Consider the following 21088-nt stretch of genomic DNA (forward strand, 5'->3'; position numbering starts at 1 on the left):
CTATGTATAGAAATACGTTTACAGCCTCCAAGGCGACCTGATCCCCCCGGCACAGCCGGCTGCTTGGCGATCCCCCGATTTTGCAAACGTTTATTCCCTTACGCATTCCGCGACGGGGCATTGACACCTGCAATCGGCGGGACTTTGAAAGACCAAGACATGATCAGCGGCACTGTCAAATTCTACAATACCACCAATGGTTTCGGCTTCATTGCGCCAGATGACGGCAGCAAGGACGCCATTGTTCAAGCGGGCGCAGTCGAGCGAGCCGGCCTTTCGAGCCTCGGCGAGGGACAGAAGATTTCCTACGACATCGAAAATGGCCCGGATGGCCGCATGGCGGCGATCAACCTCAGATTGCCCTGATGGGCGCTTGCCTCCGCGTGGCTTCAAAACTGAAATCGTTCAGAGCCACACACATATACTCACAAGGAGAACAGGACATGACGCAGTTCGACTATGCCTCCGCCGCCGAGCTCTTTCCCAGCAAAAGCCATTATAAATCGGGCCGGGTGAGCTACCGCCGCTTCACCACCGCCGCCGAGGCCGTGCGCTATGCCATTGAGGACATGCCGGCTCCCCTGCTGCGCGGCTCCTTGCTGGAAGTCGACGAGCAGCGGTTCGACGGCATTCAAATTCGTGGCCTCTATGATGCTGCAGCTTTTCCGCTCGCCAGGACTGAACGCCCATGAAGAGCGAGCCGCGATCCAACGCGGATGCTCCGCCACCGGGTGGCTCGGTACTGACTTACGGTGTGGTGGGATCGGTCTCAGCCATTCTGCTACTGGCCGCAGTCGCCGGCTTTTACGAACTCGACCTCACGCGTCACGTCGCGCCAGTGGCCGGCATGATGGCACTGGCTGCTGCCGGTGGGATTGCCCTGCATGTTGTGCGTACACAGCGACATCTGGCGGCGCTCGTCACGAAATAAACGTCCACTCCAGGAGAATATCGATGACTATTCCGAGCAAGATCATTCCCTTCAGACGCAGTGCCTACCCCGCCCTGGTTCCGTCCGTGCGAGTCTCGGCCTATCCACGCTTCAAGGCGGAACGCGCCCGTAGCGCACCAGCGCCAAGGATATTGCCAGGCTCGGAGGGAAAGCATGACCAGCGGCCCCTCAACTAGCAGGTCCGTGACGTTCCTGTTCCCCTTCAAGCTGCCGGGTATGCAGGAGCCGCATGCGCCGGGCACATTCGAGGTCCGCTCGGAGGTGGAACAGTTAGACGTGATGTGGGACGCGCACCGAACGATGTCGAGCATTCTGTTGCGCTATCCGGGGCGCATCGAAGCCTTCCCTGTCACCGCCGGCGATCTTGAGGCGGCGATCCTCAATGACCGCAATTCGGGCATAGAGCCGACGCTGCCCTGACCCGCATGATCGGCAGCAAATGCCCTCGCATCGGCGGAAGAATTGAAGGCGCAGGTGAAGCCCGCGCCCCAAGATATGGCGTGCCCAACCGCGCCCTGGCTCAGACCATGAGCTTACCCTGCACGCAGGCCGATGATCGGTCCGCAAGCGCAAGGGCGGCAATGGCACATGATTTTGGAGTTTAGAGGCAGGCATGGCGACGATGTATCTGGTTCAGGCGTTTAAGCAGGTCGGTCGGAAACTCGTTGCCGATCCGGTCCAAACCACCAAGACGGCTGAGAAAGCAATGGCAACGGCGGAGCGGCTGGCGCCGACACGCGCTGGCGTCATCGCCTTTTCCCAGGAGGTGGACGTGGAAACCGACGCCTATGACGAGCCCCGCATATTGCTTAAGCTGGGCGATTTGCCTCCAGGGCTGATGGAATAGCCTGGCCGCGGGAGCAGACAGTAGTCACCAGTCCTGCTCGCCATGGCTGCTCGACATAGAACCACTCCGGAGCTTTCCGGACGGCCGTCCGGCCGTATCCGGGCCGAGGATCAATCATGGCCAAGGAACAGAAACGCGGCAATCGCGAGATCAAAAAGCCCAAAAAGGTGCGAGAGCCGGTGGCCGAGGCCGCAACGCTATCGAGCAAGGCGGTGCTGGAACGGATCGCGGTACCAAAGAAGCAACGATGACCGAAGCGGCCGCAGCGGCCGGCGGTCAGGTGCGGCCCGCCAGTCCCTGGCTCGATACCGCTCCGGTGCGCGAGGAATTGTTCGGTGTCGAGCGGCTCGAACAACATGCGAACAGCCTTGCTTCGGCCCAGCGCATAACCGAACGTCCGCCTGCCGTTCTCTCACTGCACAAAAGGCTGAAAAGCAATGCTGCCGTCCTCCTGGCTGCCTATCGTGCCAGCGCCATGGAGATGGACAGCGATCGTGGCGTCGTGCCGGCAGCTGAATGGCTCCTCGACAATTATCATCTGGTCGAGGAGCAGATCCGCGAGATCCACGACGATCTGCCGCCAAATTACTACCGGCAATTGCCCAAGCTTGCCGATGGTCCGTTCGCAGGCTATCCGCGGGTTTTCGGGCTGGCCTGGGCGTTTATCGCCCATACCGATAGCCATTTCGACCCGGAAACGCTGACCCGGTTCATCGCCGCCTACCAGCAGGTCCAGCCACTGACCATCGGCGAATTATGGGCTGTGGCGATCACTTTGCGCATCGTGTTGGTGGAAAATCTGCGCCGGCTGGCGGACCAGATTACCGCCGGACGCAAGGCGCGCGCCGAGGGCGACGCACTCGCCGACCTGTTGCTCGCCTCCGGCGGTGAAGCAGCAATGGCGCGCATATCGGACGAGCCCCTGAATGAGCTGTTTGCCGCGCAATTGGCCAAGCGACTGCGCGACCATGATCCGAGCACCACCCCGGCCCATGGCTGGCTCGAAGCCCGTCTTGCCCGGCAGAGCACCTCCATCGAGACAGTGGTGCAGCACGCCCAGCAGCGCCAGGGCGCGTCCAATGTCACGGTGCGCAATGTCATCACCAGCATGCGGCTGATTTCCGACATAGACTGGGCAGACCTGTTCGAAAGCGTCAGCCTGGTCGATGCAAAGCTGGGCGAGGCAGATGGCTTCACCCGCATGGATTTTGCCACGCGCGATCTCTATCGCAGCGCCATCGAACATCTGGCGCGCGGTTCGCGGCTTTCCGAGCTCGATATCGCCCAAACGGCGCTGTCGGCAGCCCGACAAGTTGATACGAGTATAGATGCGGACCGGCAGGGCGATACGGGTTATCACCTGTTGGGGCGCGGACGGCCGGCGCTTGAACAGGCCATCGGCTTTCGCGCGCCAGCCCGGCTGCGTTTCGGGCGACTGGCCGGCCGCCTCGGGATCGGCGGATATGGTCTGTCCATAACCGCCACCACCTTCGCCCTGCTTGCGTTGACCGGCTGGAGCCTAGCGGGCCTGGGGCTTCCCATGGCGCTGCTCTGCACGTTTCTGGCATTGGCGTTGCTCCCAGCCAGCGAGCTGGCGACCGCGCTCGTCAATCGCGCCATTGGCTGGGGATTGGGATCCGCAAGCCTGCCTGGTCTTGAACTGGCCGAGGGTGTGCCGCCGGAGCTGCGCACGCTGGTCGTGGTGCCGACGCTCTTGGCGGATCAGGCAACCCTTCTCGAAGACATCGAGCGGCTCGAAGTCCATTACCTGTCCGGCGCAGGTGGCGATATCAGCTTTGCCCTGCTGACGGACGGGCTGGACGCCGAGGCGCAAATCCTCGACGGCGATGCGGCGCTGCTCGGCTTCGGCCGGGAGGCCATCGCCGCGCTCAACGCCAGACATGGTCCGGGTCCTGCTGGCGATCGCTTCCTGCTCCTTAATCGCGATCGCCGCTTCAATGCCAGCGAAGGCGTGTGGATGGGGTGGGAGCGCAAGCGCGGCAAGCTGCATGAGCTTAACCGCCTTCTGCGCGGGGCAACCGATACCAGCTTTGTTACCGAAACCGGTGCCGTGCAGACCGTGCCCACAGATGTGCGCTACGTCATTACCCTCGACGCGGACACACAATTGCCACGCGATGCGGCGCTGCGCCTGATCGGCAAGATGGCTCACCCGCTCAACCGGCCCCGCTTCGACACGACAGGCCGGCGCGTCATCGACGGCTACGCCATCATGCAACCGCGCGTCACCCCATCTCTTCCCCTCGGGCGTGAGGGCTCGCTCTATCAGCGTGTCTTTTCGGCGCCCGGCGGCATCGATCCCTATGCGGCGGCTGTCTCCGACGTCTATCAGGATCTGTTTGGCGAAGGCTCCTATACCGGCAAGGGCATTTACGATGTCGATGCCTTCGAGACGGCGCTGGCCGGTCGCATTCCCGAAAATACATTGCTGAGCCATGACCTGTTCGAGGGCGTTTTCGCCCGGGCCGGACTGGCCTCCGACATCGAGATGGTCGACGACTTTCCCGCGCGCTACGACGTGGCCGCACGGCGGCAGCATCGCTGGACGCGCGGTGACTGGCAATTGCTGCCCTGGATCGGCTCGGATCGCACCGTGCCGGCAGTGGGCCGCTGGAAGATGGTCGACAATCTGCGCCGGTCGCTGCTTGCACCGGCCGCCTTTCTCGCATTGGTGATCTGCTGCCTGATGCCGCTTCGGATCGGTATTGTCGCGGCCGGGGCGATCCTTGCCACGCTGGCAATCCCGGCGCTGCTGCCAGCCCTGTTTGCCATCATTCCAAGGCGACCGGGTCTGCAATGGCGCGCCCACCTGCGCGGCCTCTTCGGCGATCTCAGGATGGCGGGATTGCAGATCGGGCTTGGTCTTGCCCTTCTGCCCGATCAGGCCTGGCGCAATGGCGACGCCATCGTGCGCACGCTGTTCCGCCTCGCAGTGACGCGCCGGCATCTGCTCGAATGGACGACCTCGGCCAGTTCGGGCGGCAGGGCGCGCTTGGCCCTCTACGGTTTCTATCGCGACATGGCCGGCGGTACTGGTTTGGCGTTTCTCATGTTGGCTGCGGCTTTGATCGTCGCGCCGCTCACCTGGCCGCTGGCCCTAGCCTTTGGCACGATCTGGCTGGCTGCGCCTTCTATTGCCCTGCGCATCAGCCGTGCGCCGCAGGCCCGGCTGGATAGGGCACTCACCGCCACCGATGCCGACTATTTGCGCCTGGCAGCACGACGCACCTGGCGGTTCTTCGAGACCTTCGTCACGCCCGAGGAGAACATGCTGCCGCCCGACAATTTCCAGGAAACGCCAAGGCCGGCAGTTGCCCACAGGACCTCTCCGACCAATATCGGGCTCTATTTCCTGTCGGCCGTGGCCGCACGCGATTTCGGCTGGGCCGGCACACTCGAAACCATCGAGCGGCTGGAGGCAGGCTTGGTCACGCTGGAGAAGCTTCCACGCTATAAAGGACATTTCTTCAACTGGTATGATACGCGCGACCTTAGGGTGCTCGACCCGGCCTATGTGTCGTCAGTGGACAGCGGCAATCTCGCGGGCCATCTGATCGCCCTCGCCAATGCCTGCGAAGACTGGGCGCAAGCGCTGCCGGCATCCTCGTCGCAGGGGCTTCTTGATACGCTGGCGCTTGCAAGGGTGGCGAGCAAGGACAGCCCCGGCGAAGGCCATGGCCTCGTTTCCTCCGTTCTTGACGAAATAGCCGTCCTGCTCAAGGGACCGCAATCGCTTGACCTCGTCACTCCGGCACTTTTGCGGCTGACGGACAAGGCGCTCAAGGCAGGGAGTGTATCCGGCCCGGTCTCGGACAAAGCAGGCCCTGACCTTTTCTGGATATTGGCCCTGCGCCACGCCCTGACCGAAGGCGCACGGGACCGGCAGTTGATCCACGACAATCCTGCGGCTCTTGGCAAGCGCCTTGTCGCGTTGGCGCAGACCGCGCGCCGCATGGCGCTCGGCATGGATTTCGCCTTTCTGCTCGACCCGGACAGGAAGCTGCTGTCCATCGGCTACTCGCTGGCCGAAAATGGCCTCGATAGCAATTGCTATGACTTGCTGGCTTCCGAGGCGCGGCTGGCCAGCCTCTTTGCCATTGCCAAGGGCGATGTCGCGACCAGGCACTGGTTCCGGCTCGGCCGTACGGCCACCCCGCTGAGGGGTGGTTCGGCCCTGATCTCGTGGTCGGGCTCGATGTTCGAATATCTGATGCCCTCGCTGGTCATGCGTGCGCCGGCCGGCAGCCTTCTCGACGATACCAACCGACTGATCGTCGGTCGCCAGCAGGCCTATGGCAGGGCGCGCAACGTGCCCTGGGGCATTTCCGAGTCCGCCTACAATGCGCGCGACTACGAGTTTACCTACCAATATTCCAATTTCGGCGTGCCCGGATTGGGGCTCAAGCGCGGATTGGCGAGCAATATGGTCGTCGCGCCCTATGCGACTGGCCTCGCCGCCATGGTCGATCCGCAGGAGGCTGCGGAGAATTTTCGGCGCTTTGAGAAAATGGGCGCTCTGGGCGTGCATGGTTTTTACGAAGCGCTCGATTTCACCCGCTCAAGGCTCCCGGAAGGAGAGAATGTCGCCATCGTGCGCTCCTATATGGCGCATCATCAGGGCATGACCCTGGTCGCCCTCGCCAATGTGCTGGACAATGGACGTATGCGGGAGCGGTTTCACCGCGATCCGATCATCAAGGCGAGCGAATTGCTGCTGTCCGAGCGCATTCCGCGCGATGTTGCAGTTATCCGGCCGCGCGCCGAGGAGGTCAGGGCGTCCGTCGGCGCTGCGATCAACGCAGCCCCTTCAGTCCGCCGCCTGACCCTACCGCGTGATGCAGCGCCCGCTACCCATCTTCTGTCGAATGGGCGCTATGCTGTCATGCTGACAGCCTCAGGCAGCGGCTACAGCCGCTGGCGCGACATTGCAATCACCCGCTGGCGCGAAGATGCCACAAGCGACAATTGCGGGGCCTACATCTTCCTCAGGGACACGCAAACCGGGCGGGTCTTCTCTCCGACTGCGCAGCCGATGAACGAAAAAAACGAAGCCTCGGTAGTATTCGGTGAGGATCATGCCCAGTTCCTGCGCCAGGATGGAACGCTGGCGAGCGAAATGGATGTGTTGGTCTCGGGCGAGGACGATGGCGAGGTGCGGCGGGTTTGCCTGACCAATAGCGGCCGCCGGGCACGAGAGATCGAGGTGACCTCCTATTCAGAACTGGTGCTGACCGCGCCGGCCACCGAAAATGCCCACCCCGCCTTCGCCAAGATGTTCGTGGAGACCGAATATCTCGCCGAATTCGACGCTCTGATCGCCACGCGCCGCCGGCGTTCACCCTCCGAGCCAGAAATCTGGGCGGCCCATTTCGCTGTCGTCGAAGGCGACGTCATCGCCGATCCGCAGTATGAATCCGATCGTGCCCGGTTTCTTGGACGCAACCGTGCCATTGGCAATGCCGCTGCCATCCATGATGGAAAGGCCTTGTCAAATACGGCCGGCACAGTGCTCGATCCGGTGTTCTCGCTGCGCCAGCACGTGCGCATTCCACCGGGCAAGGTCGCCCGGATCGCTTTCTGGACGCTGGTGGCCTCATCGCGCGCCGAGCTGATGGAACTGATCGACCAGCATCACGACCGCAGTGCCTATGGGCGCGCGCGCACGCTGGCCTGGACGCAGGCACAGGTGCAGCTCTATCACCTTGGTATCGCGCTGGATGAAGCTGCCGACTTCCAGCGGCTGGCCGCGCCCATCCTCTATGCCGATCCGCGTTTCCGGCCCGGCTCCGACATCATTGCCAGCGGCATGGGGCCGCAATCGGCCCTTTGGCCGCAGGCCATTTCGGGCGACCTGCCCATCGTGCTTCTGCGCATAGATGCCATGGAAGATATGGCGCAGGTGCGGCAAATCCTGCGGGCACACGAATATTGGCGCATCAAGCGACTGGCCGTCGACCTGGTGATCGTGAACGAGCGCGGCTCCTCCTATGTGCAGGATTTGCAGAACGCCATCGAAGCGGCTGTGCGCTCCAGCCAGTCCCGACCGCGCTATGACGACAGGCCGGCCGAGGGCTCGGTGCATGTGCTCCGCGCCGACCTGATGACTCTGGAAACGCGCAACCTGCTCAACGCTACCGCACGAGTGGTACTCGCGGCCCGTCGCGGTCCCATCAGCGACCAGCTCGCCTACCATGCCGGTCTGGACAAGACCTCTGTTCTCCCCACGGCGGCGCCAAGTGTCCCCGTCTCGGCCGAAAATGTCGAACAGCCCGACCCTCTGGAATTCTTCAACGGGTTGGGCGGCTTTGCCCGCAACGGCACGGAATATGTCACCGTGCTCGAAAATGGCGTCACGACCCCCGCGCCCTGGATCAATGTCATCGCCAATGACGGGTTTGGCTTTCAGGTATCGAGCGAAGGCAGCTTTCATGCCTGGGCCGGCAATAGCCGCGAAAACCAGATCACGCCCTGGTCGAACGACCCGGTCGCCGACCCGACCGGTGAAACGATCTATATCCGCGACGAGGACACACTGGCGCTGTGGAGCCCCACGGCACAACCCATCCGCGACCACGGGCGTTACGTTGCGCGCCATGGTTTCGGCTATAGCCGCTTTACCCATCGGGCTCATGGCATCGAAAGCGATCTGCTGTCCTATGTGCCGCTCGCCGACCCGATCAGGATATCGCGGCTCACCCTCACCAATCGCTCGGGGCGGCCGCGTCGGCTGTCGGTCACCAGCTATGCCGAGTTCGTTCTCGGTACGCAGCGCGGCACGACCGCACCATTCCTTACCATGGTCAGTGACCCGCAGACGGGTGCACTGTTCGCGCGCAACAATTGGGCGATGGCATTTCCCGGCCGAGTCGGTTTTGCCGATATGGGCGGAAGGCAAACCGCCTGGACGGCCGACCGCACCGAATTTCTCGGACGCAACGGCGATGCCGCGGTGCCGGAAGCGCTTGTCGGCCACGCCGCATTGTCCGGCAAGACCGGTGCCGGATTCGACCCTTGCGCCGCGCTGCAGACCGGGATCGAACTGGCGGCGGGCGAAAGCATTGAACTGGTCTGCCTGTTGGGCGAAGCGGAATCCGAGGCGTCGGCGCGCGACCTGATCGCGCGCTATCGCGCGGTCGACCTCGACGCCGTACTGGCGGAAGTGAAGGCGCATTGGCAGTCAGTGCTGGGTGCAGTGCAGGTCAACACGCCCGATCGCGCCATGGACATCATGCTCAATGGCTGGCTGCTCTATCAGACCATGGCCTGCCGCATCCAGGCGCGCTCCGGTTTCTATCAGGCCAGCGGCGCCTATGGTTTTCGCGACCAGTTGCAGGATGGCATGGCGCTGACCCTGTCGAGGCCCGGGGACACCCGTGCCCATATCCTGCGCGCTGCCGGACGGCAATTCATCGAAGGTGACGTGCAGCACTGGTGGCTGCCCCATTCCGGCCAGGGCGTGCGGACACGCATTTCTGATGATCGCGTGTGGCTGGCCTTCGCCACCGCCAGCTATGCCGGCACGACAGGGGACGAAACCATCCTGGATGAAACCGTGCCGTTTCTTGAAGGCCAGAAACTGGCCGAAGGCGAGCACGATGCTTTCTTCCAGCCCATGGTGTCCGAACGATCCGCATCCTTGTTCGAGCATTGCGCGCTCGGCCTTGACCAAGCGGTCAGGCTCAGCGGCGACCATGGTTTGCCGCTCATGGGCACCGGGGATTGGAACGACGGCATGAACCGCGTCGGCGAGGGGGGCAAGGGCGAGAGCGTCTGGCTGGGCTGGCTGCTGATCAGCGCCATCGATCTCATCATGCCTTTCGCCGAACAGCGCGATCCCATGCGTGCCAAGCGCTGGAAAAACCATGCGGCCCGCCTCAAGACCGCGTTGGAGCGCGAGGCTTGGGATGGTGCCTGGTACCGCCGCGCCACGTTTGATGACGGGTCCTGGCTGGGTTCAAAAGACAATGACGAGTGCCGCATCGACGCCATCGCCCAATCCTGGGCGGTGCTGTCGGGCGCGGCCGATCCGATCCGCGCGCTCAAAGCCATGTCATCGCTCGGCCAACACCTGATCCGCAAGGCGGACGGCATCGCCTTGCTGTTCACGCCACCATTCGACAAGACGTCACGCGATCCCGGTTACATCAAGGGCTATCCACCGGGGCTTCGCGAGAATGGGGGCCAATATAGCCATGCGGCCATGTGGGCAATAATGGCGTTCGCCAAGCTGGGCCTCAGCGAAAAGGCGCATGATCTGTTTGCTCTCGTCAACCCAATAAACCACGCTTCGGATCCTCGGTCCGTCGCACGCTACAAGGTGGAACCCTATGTCATAGCGGCCGATGTCTATTCGGTCGCACCGCATATTGGTCGAGGCGGCTGGACTTGGTACACGGGATCAGCCGGCTGGATGTATCGCGCCGGCATCGAAGGCATCTTGGGGCTGCGGCGGCAGGGTGATGCGCTGGTTGTCGATCCCTGCATTCCGCCGGATTGGCCGGAGTTTTCCGCAACACTGAACTTGGCGGACACAAATTGCCAAGTCATCGTGCGCCACCGAAGTGAGCGATCCGAGGCACCCAGCAGCGCGACAATGGACGGGGCGGCGCTGCTGCCTCAAAGGGGCGTCTTCCAGGTGCCGCTCGATGGCGGCGAACATATCCTTGTCATCGAACTTGGCCGCAAAGCCCCGCCTGGCCCCTGAGCGTGCCCTGCTCCTGAGATTCATCCCGCCGCAATTCGGCGTGCAGCCATTTCCGTTACGCCCCAGGACGCGGGAGTAAGGTGCATCCGAGATGAACTCCGCGCCGTGGCGGGAGCCGCATTCGGCCTCGGCTTGTGCGGATTGGAAAGAAGTGACCGTAGGACAAGGAACGAAGGCATGTGCACCTCGTTGAGCCTGCACCTCACCTTCCGTGAGCGAGCTGATCAAGGAGCGTCACGGTGGCCGCCGGGAAAACACTAAGCGACCTCTTTGAGGATACTCTCAAGGACATCTATTACGCGGAACGGAAAATCCTGAAGGCCTTGCCCAAGATGAAGAGGGCAGCGCAATCCGAGGCACTCAAGGCGGCGTTCGAAAAGCACCGCGGCGAAACCCAGGGGCATGTCGAGCGCTTGCAACAGGTGTTCGAGCTGATCGGCAAGGTCGCACGCGGCAAGACTTGCGACGCCATTGAAGGCATTCTCGCCGAGGGCGAGGAGATCATCGACGAATTCAAAGGCACTGTTGCGATTGACGCCGGTCTCATTTCCTCCGCCCAGGCCGTCGAGCACTATGAGATTGCCCGCTATGGCACCCTCAAGCGCTGGGCCACCGAGCTCGGTCTCGACGAAGCGGCCACTTTGCTCGACGCGACGCTGCAGGAAGAACTTCAGACCGATACCGATCTGACCCAGTTGGCGGAAACTTCGGTCAATTCAGCCGCTGTGGCTTGATGCGCATGGGCCCGGGAAACCGGGCCTTTTTAATTGTCTGCGAGAATCGGAGGCCCACAATGGCCAGGAAAACCAAGTCGGCGGCTTCATCCCCATCAATGGATGCGCGCGTGCATGACCAAGTGTTGACGCGCGGCAATGGCGGGGAGTTGCATCAGCTTGCCACGGGCGATACCCCGGTGACCACCACCGCTCACGGCGTGCCGGTCAGCGACGACCAGAATTCACTCAAGGTCGGGGCACGCGGTCCGGTCCTGATGGAAGACTTCCATTTCCGGGAGAAGATCTTTCATTTCGATCACGAGCGCATTCCGGAACGTGTCGTGCATGCCCGAGGCTATGGTGCGCACGGCTATTTCGAGGCCTATGATGTCCTGGCCGATTATACCAGGGCCGACATCTTCCAGCGTCCCGGCGAAAAGACACCGGCCTTCGTGCGGTTTTCAACCGTGGCGGGGTCCAAGGGGTCATTCGATCTTGCGCGGGATGTCAGGGGCTTTGCCGTCAAGCTTTATACGCAGGAGGGCAACTGGGATCTCGTTGGCAACAACATTCCGGTCTTCTTCATTCAGGACGCCATCAAGTTTCCCGACGTCATCCATTCGGTGAAGCCCGAGCCCGATCGCGGCTTCCCCCAGGCACAGTCGGCGCATGACAATTTCTGGGACTTTATCTCGCTCACGCCGGAAGCCATGCACATGATCATGTGGGTCATGTCCGACAGGGCCATCCCGCGATCCTTCCGGTTCATGGAAGGGTTTGGCGTGCACACGTTCCGCCTGCTGGATGCGGAGGACCGCTCCACCTTTGTCAAATTCATCTGGAAGCCCAAGCTTGGCCTGCAATCGGTCGTGTGGAACGAAGCCGTCAAGATCAACGGCGCCGACCCGGACTTTCACCGCCGCGACCTCTGGAATGCCATCCAGGCTGGCGACTATCCCGAATGGGAATTGTGCGTCCAGCTTTTCGATCAGGCCTTTGCCGACAGCTTCGACTTCGACATTCTCGATCCCACCAAGCTCATTCCCGAAGAAATCATCGCCCCGGTCCCGGTTGGCCGGCTGGTGCTCGATCGCATGCCCGACAATTTCTTCGCCGAAACCGAGCAGGTCGCGTTCATGACGCAGAATGTCCCGCCCGGGATCGACTTTTCCAACGATCCCTTGCTGCAGGGGCGGAACTTTTCCTACCTCGATACCCAGATCAAGCGGCTGGGCTCGACCAATTTTACCCATCTGCCGATCAACGCGCCCAAATGCCCCTTCCACCATTTCCAGCAGGATGGGCACATGGCGATGCACAATCCGGCGGGCCGGGCAAACTACCAGCCCAATTCATGGGCGGCCGGGCCGCGTGAAGATCCCAGGAGGGGACATCGCGCCTTTCCCGAGGAACTCGAGGGCACCAAGAGCCGGCTGCGTCCTGAAAGTTTCGCCGACCACTACAGCCAGGCGCGGCAGTTCTTCAACAGCCAGACCGTGCATGAACAAAGGCACATCGCCATGGCGCTCACATTCGAGCTGAGCAAGGTGGAAACACCGGTTATCCGCGAGCGCATGATTTCCCATCTGCTCAATATCGATCCGGGCCTGGCCGAAACCGTGGCCGACAAGCTCGGCATCACTGAACTTCCTGCACCTGCCGATGCGGCGGTGCCGCCACGTGATGACCTTCCCGCATCGGACGCACTGAGCATCATCAAGAATGGCCCGGACAGCTTTGCCGGCAGGAAGGTCGGTGTTCTCGTCACTGACGGCTGTGATGCGAGCCTGGTGAAGAAGGTTCAAGCGGCGCTAGAGAAAGAAGGCGCATTGATGGAAATCGTCGCGCCCAAAGTGGGTGGCGTAACGGCGGGCGATGGCTCGCATATCGGTGCTCACCATATGATCGATGGCGGCCCGTCGGTCCTGTTCGACGCCGTCGCCCTGATCGTGTCCGCAGATGGTGCTGAGCGCCTATTGGGCGAGGCGGCGGCGCGAGACTTCGTTGCCGATGCCTTCGCTCATTGCAAATTCATTGCCCACAGCGCCGAAGCCGCTCCGTTGTTTGAAAAGGCCGGGATAGCAGCGGATCTGGACGAGGGGGTCATCGCCCTAGACTCAGCGAGCGCGATCACTCAGTTCATCGAGAGCTGCCGAAAGCTGCGGCTCTGGTCGCGGGAGGATGTGGTCAAGCTCTAGCCTGCCTTCCAACCGGCACGGCGTGAAAAGGCGGATGAACAGCCAGTTCTCCAGTGCACATTCTCATCGAGGAGTCCTTAATGCGTATTCTTGTCGGCAGTGAGCTGACCTTCGAGCTGGCCCAGCCCACGCCGCTGATCGCCATCCTCAATGTGCATTCCTCCCGCGTATCCGACCTTGAGGGGCCGGACCATCTGCTCACCTCCCCACTCGTGCCGGTGGAGGGATATCGCGACACCTTCGGAAACTGGTGCAATCGGTTGGTGGCGCCCAAGGGACAAATGATCCTGCGAACGCGAGCCGTGGTTCGGGATGATGGGCTATGGGACGAGGCCGCGCCGGATGCAGAGCAACTACAGATACAGAACCTGCCGCACGACACGCTGCAATTCCTTTTGGGCAGCCGCTATTGCGAGACCGCATTTCTATCGGAAACGGCCTGGAACCTGTTTGGCAACACGCCTTTGGGCCGCGCTCGCGTTGAGGCGGTGGTGAATTTCGTCCATGAGCACCTGCAATTCGACTATACCAAATCGCGCCCCACCCGCACCGCCTGGGAGGCCTACAACGAAGGTGTCGGGGTCTGCCGGGATTTCGCCCATCTGGCGATAACGTTTCTGCGCTGCCTCAACATCCCGACGCGTTATTGCACCGGCTATATCAGCGATATCGGCCTTCCTCCGCCCTATGCGCCGCAGGATTTCGCGGCCTGGATCGAGGTCTTTCTGGGCGGTCAGTGGTATATGTTCGACCCTCGCAACAATGATCCCAGGATCGGCCGCATCCTGATCGCGCGTGGCCGCGATGCCGAAGACGTCCCCCTGACGCTAACCTTCGGACCGAGCACACTTGTGGGGTTTTCCGTGATCACCCAACAAGCCGACAGCTGATTGAGACCCCTTTGCGGGCATTAGCGGTTCGTGCACCAGACAGGTCCAGTAAATGGGCCGCTGTCCCGCACGCCAGTTTTGGAGAGTCAAGGATACCAGTCGGGACGAAGATCAACCTCCTTCAAGTGGGGCTGGCTATGAAACGAGTTTTTTCAGCGCCTCTGTCAACCGTGGCAGGTCATATGGCTTAGAAAAGAACAATGCACCACGAGGCAAATCCTCAGGTGTGACCTTTCTATGTCCCGAACCGATGATGACACGAATATCTGGGCGGCTCCGCGATATAGTTCGGGCAAGTTCCAGCCCATCCATGGATCCGGGCATGTCGACATCGGTGAACAATGCGGAGATTTCTGTCTTCTGTCCGAGACAGGACATGGCTTCGTCGGCATTTGCTGCTTCGATGGCGATGAACCCCGCTTCTTCCACGAGATCGACGGCAGACATACGAATAAGCGGTTCGTCCTCTACGACGAGCACGACAAACGGTGCCGCTTCAGTGGGCCGGTATGCCATTTATTGTCCTAATCGCCGAGTTCCTGGATCAGGCTCATCGGCGCGCGGAACACCGCGACCAACCCTGTCGGTTCATAACGTTTGTCGACATCGCCTGTTCCGGCGATTCCCATACGGATCAGCCGCGAGCCAAATCCCTTGCGCGTTGGCTCGACGACGCTGGGACCGCCTCGCTCGTGCCAAGTCAGGTTCAGGACCCTGTCGCCGCCCTCATCCGTTACTGTCCAGGAAACATCGACCCTGCCGTCCTGGTTTGATAGTGCCCCGTATTTGACGGCATTGGTTCCCAGTTCATGGAAAATCAGGGACAGCGAAAGACCTGCCTTGGGGCCGAGAGGAACGTCGGGGCCGGTAATGGCGATGCGATTTGGCTCCGCGTGGATCGCCAGCACTTTTTCGATCACAGCTCTCATTCTGGCCCGTGACCATGACTGGTTCAGCAGGATTTCATGAGCAGCGCTCAACGCCTGCAATCGCGCGGAGAAGGCTTCTACCGCGTCGCGCTCCGACACATTCTTCAATGTCTGTGTGGCAATGGCCTGCACGATGGCCAGAGTGTTCTTGAGGCGATGGCTCAATTCCTGATTGAGGACGCGTTGCTCGTCTTCGGCCCCGATCTTGCCCAGGGAAGCGTAGGTGCGGTCGGCGACGCCCCTGGCGAATTCCATTTCGTCCCGGGTCCATATCCGTGCCGTGCTGTCATGGGCGAACAGCACGCCGACGAGCTGGCCGCGTTCGACGACAGGCACTTTCAGCAGCGAGCGCACGTTGTGCTCCAGATAGTCGGCGCCATGCCCCCCAAGCCAGTCAGCCTGCGCAACATCGGGCAGCGCCAGCGTCTGCCCGTTTGCCAGCTTCTCCAATATCTCCGCAAACCCGCCGAGCGGTTTACCACCAGCAAGGGAAATGACGTTCGGAGCGTTCCAGTCGAGTTCGACCACGAAAGCATCGGCCTGGCGATCGATGCGGGAATAACCGGCGCGATCGACCGCCAATCCCTGAGCCAGGACCGCTGAGGCTATGCGCAGGGCCTCCTCGATCGTGCCGACTTCGCGAAGACGGTCGCCAAGCGAGAGCAACGCGGCATTCCGGATATCGCGCTGCTTGCTGTCGCTGATGTCGATGACCACACCAACCATTTTGGTCGGCTGGCCATTTGGGTCCATCACAAATCTGGCGCGCCGTGCCACCCAGCGTAATTCGCCATCGTCCGGCCGCCGGATTCGATATTCCACGTCCAGGCGTGCCGTCCCGGTGCGCCTTGTCTGCTTGTCCGAACGGAGAGCCTCATCGTCCTTTTCCACCAGCGCTTCAAGAGTAGCAGCGGGATAAGATCGCTGTGCCGGAAGCCCGAAAATGCGGCAGAACTCCTCGGAAACTTCTACTTCGCCGCTGGCGATATCGACTTCGAAGATGCCGATGCCGCCGGCATGCTGGGCAATGCGCAATCGGGCTTCGTCCAGCCGTATCTGTTCGTTCTCCGCCACCAGACGTGTTGCTTGCGCCTGGCGACGTATGCCCAGACGGCGCTGCACCTCGGTCTGATATGCCTGTGCCCTGAGGGCGCGACGAAGCTCGAGCTGCGTCATGACCTGACGGGCAAGCACGCGAAGCGCGCGCTGCTGCAGTTCACTCAATTGCCGAGGCTCGAAATCGAGTACGCATACCGTACCGATTGGGAGTCCCTCATCGGTCTTGAGTAGCGCGCCGGCATAAAATCGCAGATGCGGTTCGCCAGTCACCAGAGGATTGCCGTCGAACCGCGCATCCTTGGTGGCGTCAGGAACGATCAAGAGGTCTTCATCCAAAATCGCCTTGGCGCAGAATGAGCTTTCGAAAGGTGTTTCCCTTACACCCAAGCCCACTTCGGCCTTGAAGAACTGGCGTCTGTCGGCAATCAGGTTGACCACCGCAATCGGTGTACCACAGATGTCCGAGGCCAGCCGGGCGATATCGTCGAAGTCAGTCTCGCGCGGCGTGTCGAGTATCTCGTAGCGCGCCAGTGCGGCCAACCGCTCTTGCTCACGGTCGATGGCGTCGTTGACCGCAATACTCATCGCCCGGCTTCCTTTAGGTCATTCCCGACGTTTTTGATCGAATTTGGCCTCTGTTCGCAAATAAAATCGTAGCATGGCGGCAGGCCCCACGCGTAAGGCATTTTATTGACACAGCTCCTGGCACGATGATGGATTACATGCCATCGCGGAGGCCGGCGGAAGGCGCCCATCGCTGAAGCCAATCATATTTGCCAGGCTCTATCCACACGTCGTGCGGTTAGCATTCCAGCGGAACCGCCTGTTCTCCTAATACAGGCGAGTATGAAATTTCCGTCGGCGGGTTGTACGATAGGAATGGTTCCGGAAACAGAGCGGCTGCTATCTGCGTTCTGAACTTAAAAGGCAGACAGTCTGAAAACGGCCCCAAGTGAGCCATCGGCGCGCCTGCAGACCTAATGGCGGCTTTCCGCCATGCGACCACCAATTGCGGACAGACTGCTCACGGCCCCAACCTTGCCATTGCTAAACCTGGTGTCGCGAGCAGCTCTATTCTGAAACCACCTGTTTGCAAGGCCAGTACTCGGGAAATTTCTAAGGGCCTTGCCCTCGCGCCAGCAAGGTAAGTGGAACCGTCCGGGGCGGTATCCCCAGCCTTCCGCGCTTCGCTTGTGCAGACCGGGTGATCCTCCTCCGCCCCGACCGCCCTTGCTCGTTGATACCCCAGTCTCGGCGACGGCCAGAAGGTCAGGCGCGGCGTTCCGCTTCGCTGACCTTCAGACCCGAGGATCAGACATGACCAACATATCCGACAGCAATCCCCGCATCTATGTTGCCTGCCTTGCCGCCTACAGTAACAGCTATCTGCATGGGGCTTGGATCGACGCGGATCAGGACACCGATCAGATCAGGGATGAAATTGCCGCGATGCTTGCCCGTTCCCCCGTCGAGGATGCGGAGGAATACGCCATTCACGACTATGAGGGATTCGAGGGCGTCAGCATCTCCGAATATGCCGGCATCGACAGCGTGGCGCGGATGGCTGCTTTCATCGCAGAACATGGCACACTCGGCGCGGGCCTGCTGGAACAGTTCAGCGGCGACATGGACCAAGCCGAATCCACCTTGGAGGACCGCTATCATGGTCGGTTCGCCAGCCTCGCCGACTACATGGAGGAATTGACCACCGAGAGCGTCACGATTCCCGAGGCGCTGCGCAACTATGTCGATTGGGACGCGATGGCGCGCGAAGCCGAGATGGGCGGCGACCTGTTCACCATCGAGACCGCGCGCGGCGAGGTGCATGTGTTTTCCAATAGATGAAAACATGACTTCCTGTCCGTGCTCATGCGGGCAGGCATCTCGAAAGCACCGACTGTCGCCAAGCTAAAAACACCAAAGAATGATCGGGTTAGCCGCTCAAGGTATCTGTTTTGAGCGGCTTCTATATTTCCAGTGATCCTTGAACCTCTTTTTGCCGGGCGCTGCCCAGCATCCAGGCTTGGGGAGGTGACGCCATGCTCAGCATCGATTGGCGATCTCCGGCGGCATACGGGCACACAAAGCATATCCCTGCCGCTGGCTTCGCTTGGGAATATTTGCGCCGCAACGACGAATATCGTCGGGACTGCCAGACCATCGCATCGACCGGAGGGGCGGCTGCCCGCGACCTTGAAGTGTTCGCGGCTCGCTGGGGGTTGCGATTTCCCGTGCGATCCCGACGCGCCGCATGACCGGCAATCACCGATCTGGTGTCCGCGCCTTCAACCGCAAGCCGTGAGGTTGTCGCCGGTCGATCACAAAGACGACGACACCGAACCGATATTGACGTTGGCACATCTCGAAGGCCTCGACCTGCGCCAGGCTACCGATGGCTGGCACGGCATCTGGCAGGTGGATGGCGTCACCCATCAATTCTGGCTGCCCGAGGCCGTGCCGGATGCCGCCGCGTTTTATGCCGTCACGCTGCCGATGGATTCATTTATGGAGCTACGAACGCACGCGGCACGCCGTTTCTGGCGATCTCTCATCGGCCGTGCGCCCGGTCCTGATTTCCGAGCCGTGCCTGCGCAACTCCGGCAATGGCATATCTTGACCCTGCGCGCGCTTGACGCGCGGTTGCGCGGCGAAAGCTATCGCACCATCGCCGAAGTCCTGCTCGGCTTTCGCGGCACGAAGGAGGATTTCGAGAGCGATCCGCGCAAGAACAAGGCCCGCAGCCTGGTCGCGCACGGCATCAAGATGATGCGCGGGGGCTATCGGCTTCTGCTTCACTACCCGATCAAGCCCGACAAGCGTTGATCGTTCTCGGCCTTTGACCTCACGCCTTGTTGGCTGCCGCCTGCTCCAGAATCTTTCGATAGCCCTCGCGCGAAAGCCATTGCGCGCGTTCGAGGTGGCTTTGCCAGCAACGGTAGGTCCGAAGCTCCTTGGCGACGGGATCACGGTGCAGCACGATTTGCGCGACTTCCTTCCAGTCTACGCCCTCGGCCTTGGCATCGAGCAGCCGCAGATAGGTCACGAAATGCCGTTCGTCATAGATGGTGATGGCGTCGCCGGTTGGCGCTTCATCGTCCACATCTGGATCGAGTTCGACGGGAACCCGCATAGTCATTCCCGTATCCGAGAGAGCTTTGTCTGCGGTGCGCCCCCGCAAACGATTCTCTCTGACTCTTGGTCATGGGGGAGTTAGTAACCGTCACGAAACGGCCCCATGGCCTTTAGCTCGGAAAGCCTGTTGTATACGCCACAGGCTCCCCGACCATAGGTCAAAGCCCCGTCCTCGCTGGAGGAACTGGCGGAAATCACCGGCCGGGCCGGCTCCAATCTCTCACGCACCCTGAAAACGATGGAGAGCTACGGCCTTGTGCGGTTTGAGCCGGGCCACGGCCGCAAGCTCGCGCCCAAGGTGGTGCATGACCGCGTGGAACTGACGTTGCCCCTGATCGACCGTACGAAGCCGAGGAAGGCCATAGGAGATCGGCCATGAACATGCACAGCCCAACCATAACCGCTCGCGCTGCCCTCTATCTGCGCGTTTCGACCGCCCGGCAGGCCGAGCATGACATTTCCATTCCCGATCAGAAGCGGCAGGGCGAAGCCTATTGCGAGCAACGCGGCTTCCAGCTCGTTGAGACTTACGTTGAACCCGGTGCCACCGCCACCAATGACAAGCGCCCCGAGTTCCAGCGCATGATCGAGGCAGGCACGTCCAAGCCTGCGCCCTTCGATATAGTCGTGGTGCATAGCTTCTCGCGCTTCTTCCGCGATCACTGCGAGATGGAGTTCTACGTTCGCAAGCTGGCGAAGAACGGCGTCAAGCTGGTGTCCATCACGCAGGAGATGGGCGACGATCCCATGCACCAGATGATGCTGCAGATCATGGCGCTGTTCGACGAATACCAGTCAAGGGAGAACGCCAAGCACGTCCTGCGCGCCATGAACGAGAACGCCCGGCAAGGCTTCTGGAACGGCGCACGGCCACCTATCGGCTATCGCATCGTCGCGGCCGAGCAGCGGGGATCGAAGACCAAGAAGAAGCTGGAGATCGACCCGCTGCACGCCGACACCGTGCGGCTGATCTATCGCCTGTTCCTCGAAGGCGATGGCACGGCCGGCGCGATGGGCGTCAAGGCCATAGCCACCTATTTCAACGAGCGCCGCTTCTTCACCCGCGATGGCGGGCGCTGGGGGCTGGCGCAAATCCACGCCATCCTGACCCGCACCACCTATATCGGCGAGCACAGGTTCAACACCCGCTCGCACAAGGACCGGGAGAAGAAGCCAGAGAGCGAGGTCGCGATTATGGCGGTGCCGCCCCTGATCGAGCGCGAGATTTACGACGCGGTGCAAGCCCGCCTCAAATCGCGCAATCCCATGGTGACGCCGGCGCGTGTCTCCAGCGGCCCCACGCTGCTGACAGGCATTTGCTTCTGCGCCAAGTGCGGAGGTGCGCTGACGTTGCGCACCGGCCAAGGCAGCACGGGAGCGACATACCGATATTACACCTGCTCGACCAAGGCTCGGCAGGGCAAGACCGGCTACAAGGGCCGCACGCTCCCGATGGACAAGCTGGACCATCTGGTCGCCGATCATATCGGGGATCGGCTGCTCCACCCCAAGCGACTGGAAACCGTCCTCGCCAGTGTCATCGACCGGCGGCAGGAGCGCGCCGAGCCCGCCGGGAGCATCTTGCCGAGCTGAACCGGCGAATCACGGAAGCCGACCAGCGGCTCGGCCGTCTCTTTGAC

Annotated in this window: 18 protein-coding genes; 14 read left to right on the forward strand and 4 right to left on the reverse strand. The window is 61.6% G+C overall.

Annotation, left to right across the window (positions count from 1 at the left end; all coding sequences use genetic code 11):
* The first annotated feature begins 159 nt into the window (after positions 1–159).
* Complete coding sequence (locus DEVEQU_RS00555) at positions 160–366, forward strand: cold-shock protein (RefSeq protein ID WP_126148611.1); 207 nt, start codon at positions 160–162, stop codon at positions 364–366.
* Between the two features lie 77 nt (positions 367–443).
* Positions 444–692 carry a hypothetical protein gene (locus DEVEQU_RS00560; protein WP_126148612.1) on the forward strand — a complete coding sequence of 83 codons (249 nt, stop codon included), beginning with the start codon at positions 444–446 and terminating at the stop codon, positions 690–692.
* 89 nt (positions 693–781) lie between these two features.
* On the opposite strand, the gene DEVEQU_RS20195 is transcribed toward DEVEQU_RS00560, so the two are convergent.
* Entirely contained in the window at positions 782–907 is a 126-nt protein-coding gene (locus DEVEQU_RS20195) for a hypothetical protein (protein WP_268907368.1), read from the reverse strand.
* A 198-nt stretch (positions 908–1105) separates the two neighbouring features.
* On the opposite strand from DEVEQU_RS20195, the gene DEVEQU_RS00565 reads away from it, so the two are divergent.
* The 7 genes from DEVEQU_RS00565 (at position 1106) to DEVEQU_RS00590 (ending at position 14328) form a co-directional block, all read left to right on the forward strand.
* Entirely contained in the window at positions 1106–1372 is a 267-nt protein-coding gene (locus DEVEQU_RS00565; RefSeq protein ID WP_126148613.1) for a hypothetical protein, read from the forward strand.
* Positions 1373–1565: 193 nt separating this feature from the next.
* Positions 1566–1799 (forward strand): hypothetical protein, encoded by a 234-nt coding sequence (locus DEVEQU_RS00570; protein WP_126148614.1) that lies wholly within the window; start codon positions 1566–1568, stop codon positions 1797–1799.
* Positions 1800–1915: 116 nt separating this feature from the next.
* Positions 1916–2050: a hypothetical protein gene (locus tag DEVEQU_RS20200; protein WP_268907369.1), complete on the forward strand. Its 135-nt coding sequence runs from the start codon at positions 1916–1918 to the stop codon at positions 2048–2050.
* Positions 2047–10524, forward strand: a complete 8478-nt coding sequence (locus tag DEVEQU_RS00575; protein ID WP_126148615.1) for a GH36-type glycosyl hydrolase domain-containing protein — start codon at positions 2047–2049, stop codon at positions 10522–10524. Before DEVEQU_RS20200 ends, DEVEQU_RS00575 begins: the two co-directional genes overlap by 4 nt.
* Before the next feature lie 239 nt (positions 10525–10763).
* Positions 10764–11258, forward strand: coding sequence for a YciE/YciF ferroxidase family protein (locus DEVEQU_RS00580; RefSeq protein ID WP_126148616.1), 495 nt, complete (start codon positions 10764–10766; stop codon positions 11256–11258).
* A 59-nt stretch (positions 11259–11317) separates the two neighbouring features.
* Positions 11318–13438 carry a catalase gene (gene katE, locus DEVEQU_RS00585; RefSeq protein WP_126148617.1) on the forward strand — a complete coding sequence of 707 codons (2121 nt, stop codon included), beginning with the start codon at positions 11318–11320 and terminating at the stop codon, positions 13436–13438.
* A gap of 80 nt (positions 13439–13518) precedes the next feature.
* Positions 13519–14328, forward strand: coding sequence for a transglutaminase-like domain-containing protein (locus DEVEQU_RS00590; protein ID WP_126148618.1), 810 nt, complete (start codon positions 13519–13521; stop codon positions 14326–14328).
* A 135-nt stretch (positions 14329–14463) separates the two neighbouring features.
* Here DEVEQU_RS00590 and DEVEQU_RS00595 read toward each other — a convergent pair whose 3' ends face one another.
* Positions 14464–14844: a response regulator gene (locus tag DEVEQU_RS00595; protein ID WP_126148619.1), complete on the reverse strand. Its 381-nt coding sequence runs from the start codon at positions 14842–14844 to the stop codon at positions 14464–14466.
* Positions 14845–14852: 8 nt separating this feature from the next.
* Positions 14853–16901 (reverse strand): GAF domain-containing protein, encoded by a 2049-nt coding sequence (locus tag DEVEQU_RS00600; protein ID WP_126148620.1) that lies wholly within the window; start codon positions 16899–16901, stop codon positions 14853–14855.
* Positions 16902–17633: 732 nt separating this feature from the next.
* On the opposite strand from DEVEQU_RS00600, the gene DEVEQU_RS00605 reads away from it, so the two are divergent.
* From DEVEQU_RS00605 to DEVEQU_RS00615, 3 genes are all read left to right on the forward strand, one after another.
* The gene (locus DEVEQU_RS00605) at positions 17634–18161 is read left to right on the forward strand and encodes an antirestriction protein ArdA (RefSeq protein WP_126148621.1); all 528 of its coding nucleotides are present in this window, start codon (positions 17634–17636) and stop codon (positions 18159–18161) included.
* 194 nt (positions 18162–18355) lie between these two features.
* Entirely contained in the window at positions 18356–18571 is a 216-nt protein-coding gene (locus DEVEQU_RS20045) for a transcriptional regulator domain-containing protein (protein ID WP_126148622.1), read from the forward strand.
* Between the two features lie 49 nt (positions 18572–18620).
* Complete coding sequence (locus DEVEQU_RS00615; protein WP_126148623.1) at positions 18621–19139, forward strand: DUF2285 domain-containing protein; 519 nt, start codon at positions 18621–18623, stop codon at positions 19137–19139.
* 19 nt (positions 19140–19158) lie between these two features.
* Here the strand turns inward: DEVEQU_RS00615 and DEVEQU_RS00620 are convergent, their stop codons facing one another.
* On the reverse strand, positions 19159–19446 hold the full coding sequence (locus tag DEVEQU_RS00620; protein ID WP_126148907.1) for a DNA -binding domain-containing protein: 288 nt from the start codon (positions 19444–19446) through the stop codon (positions 19159–19161).
* 177 nt (positions 19447–19623) lie between these two features.
* Between DEVEQU_RS00620 and DEVEQU_RS20050 the strand changes: the two genes are divergently transcribed.
* Positions 19624–19827 (forward strand): HVO_A0114 family putative DNA-binding protein, encoded by a 204-nt coding sequence (locus DEVEQU_RS20050; protein ID WP_329601435.1) that lies wholly within the window; start codon positions 19624–19626, stop codon positions 19825–19827.
* Positions 19824–21041, forward strand: coding sequence for a recombinase family protein (locus DEVEQU_RS00630; protein ID WP_329601430.1), 1218 nt, complete (start codon positions 19824–19826; stop codon positions 21039–21041). Before DEVEQU_RS20050 ends, DEVEQU_RS00630 begins: the two co-directional genes overlap by 4 nt.
* Positions 21042–21088: the final 47 nt, after the last annotated feature.

The organism is Devosia equisanguinis, from assembly GCF_900631955.1.
GTDB lineage: Bacteria > Pseudomonadota > Alphaproteobacteria > Rhizobiales > Devosiaceae > Devosia > Devosia equisanguinis.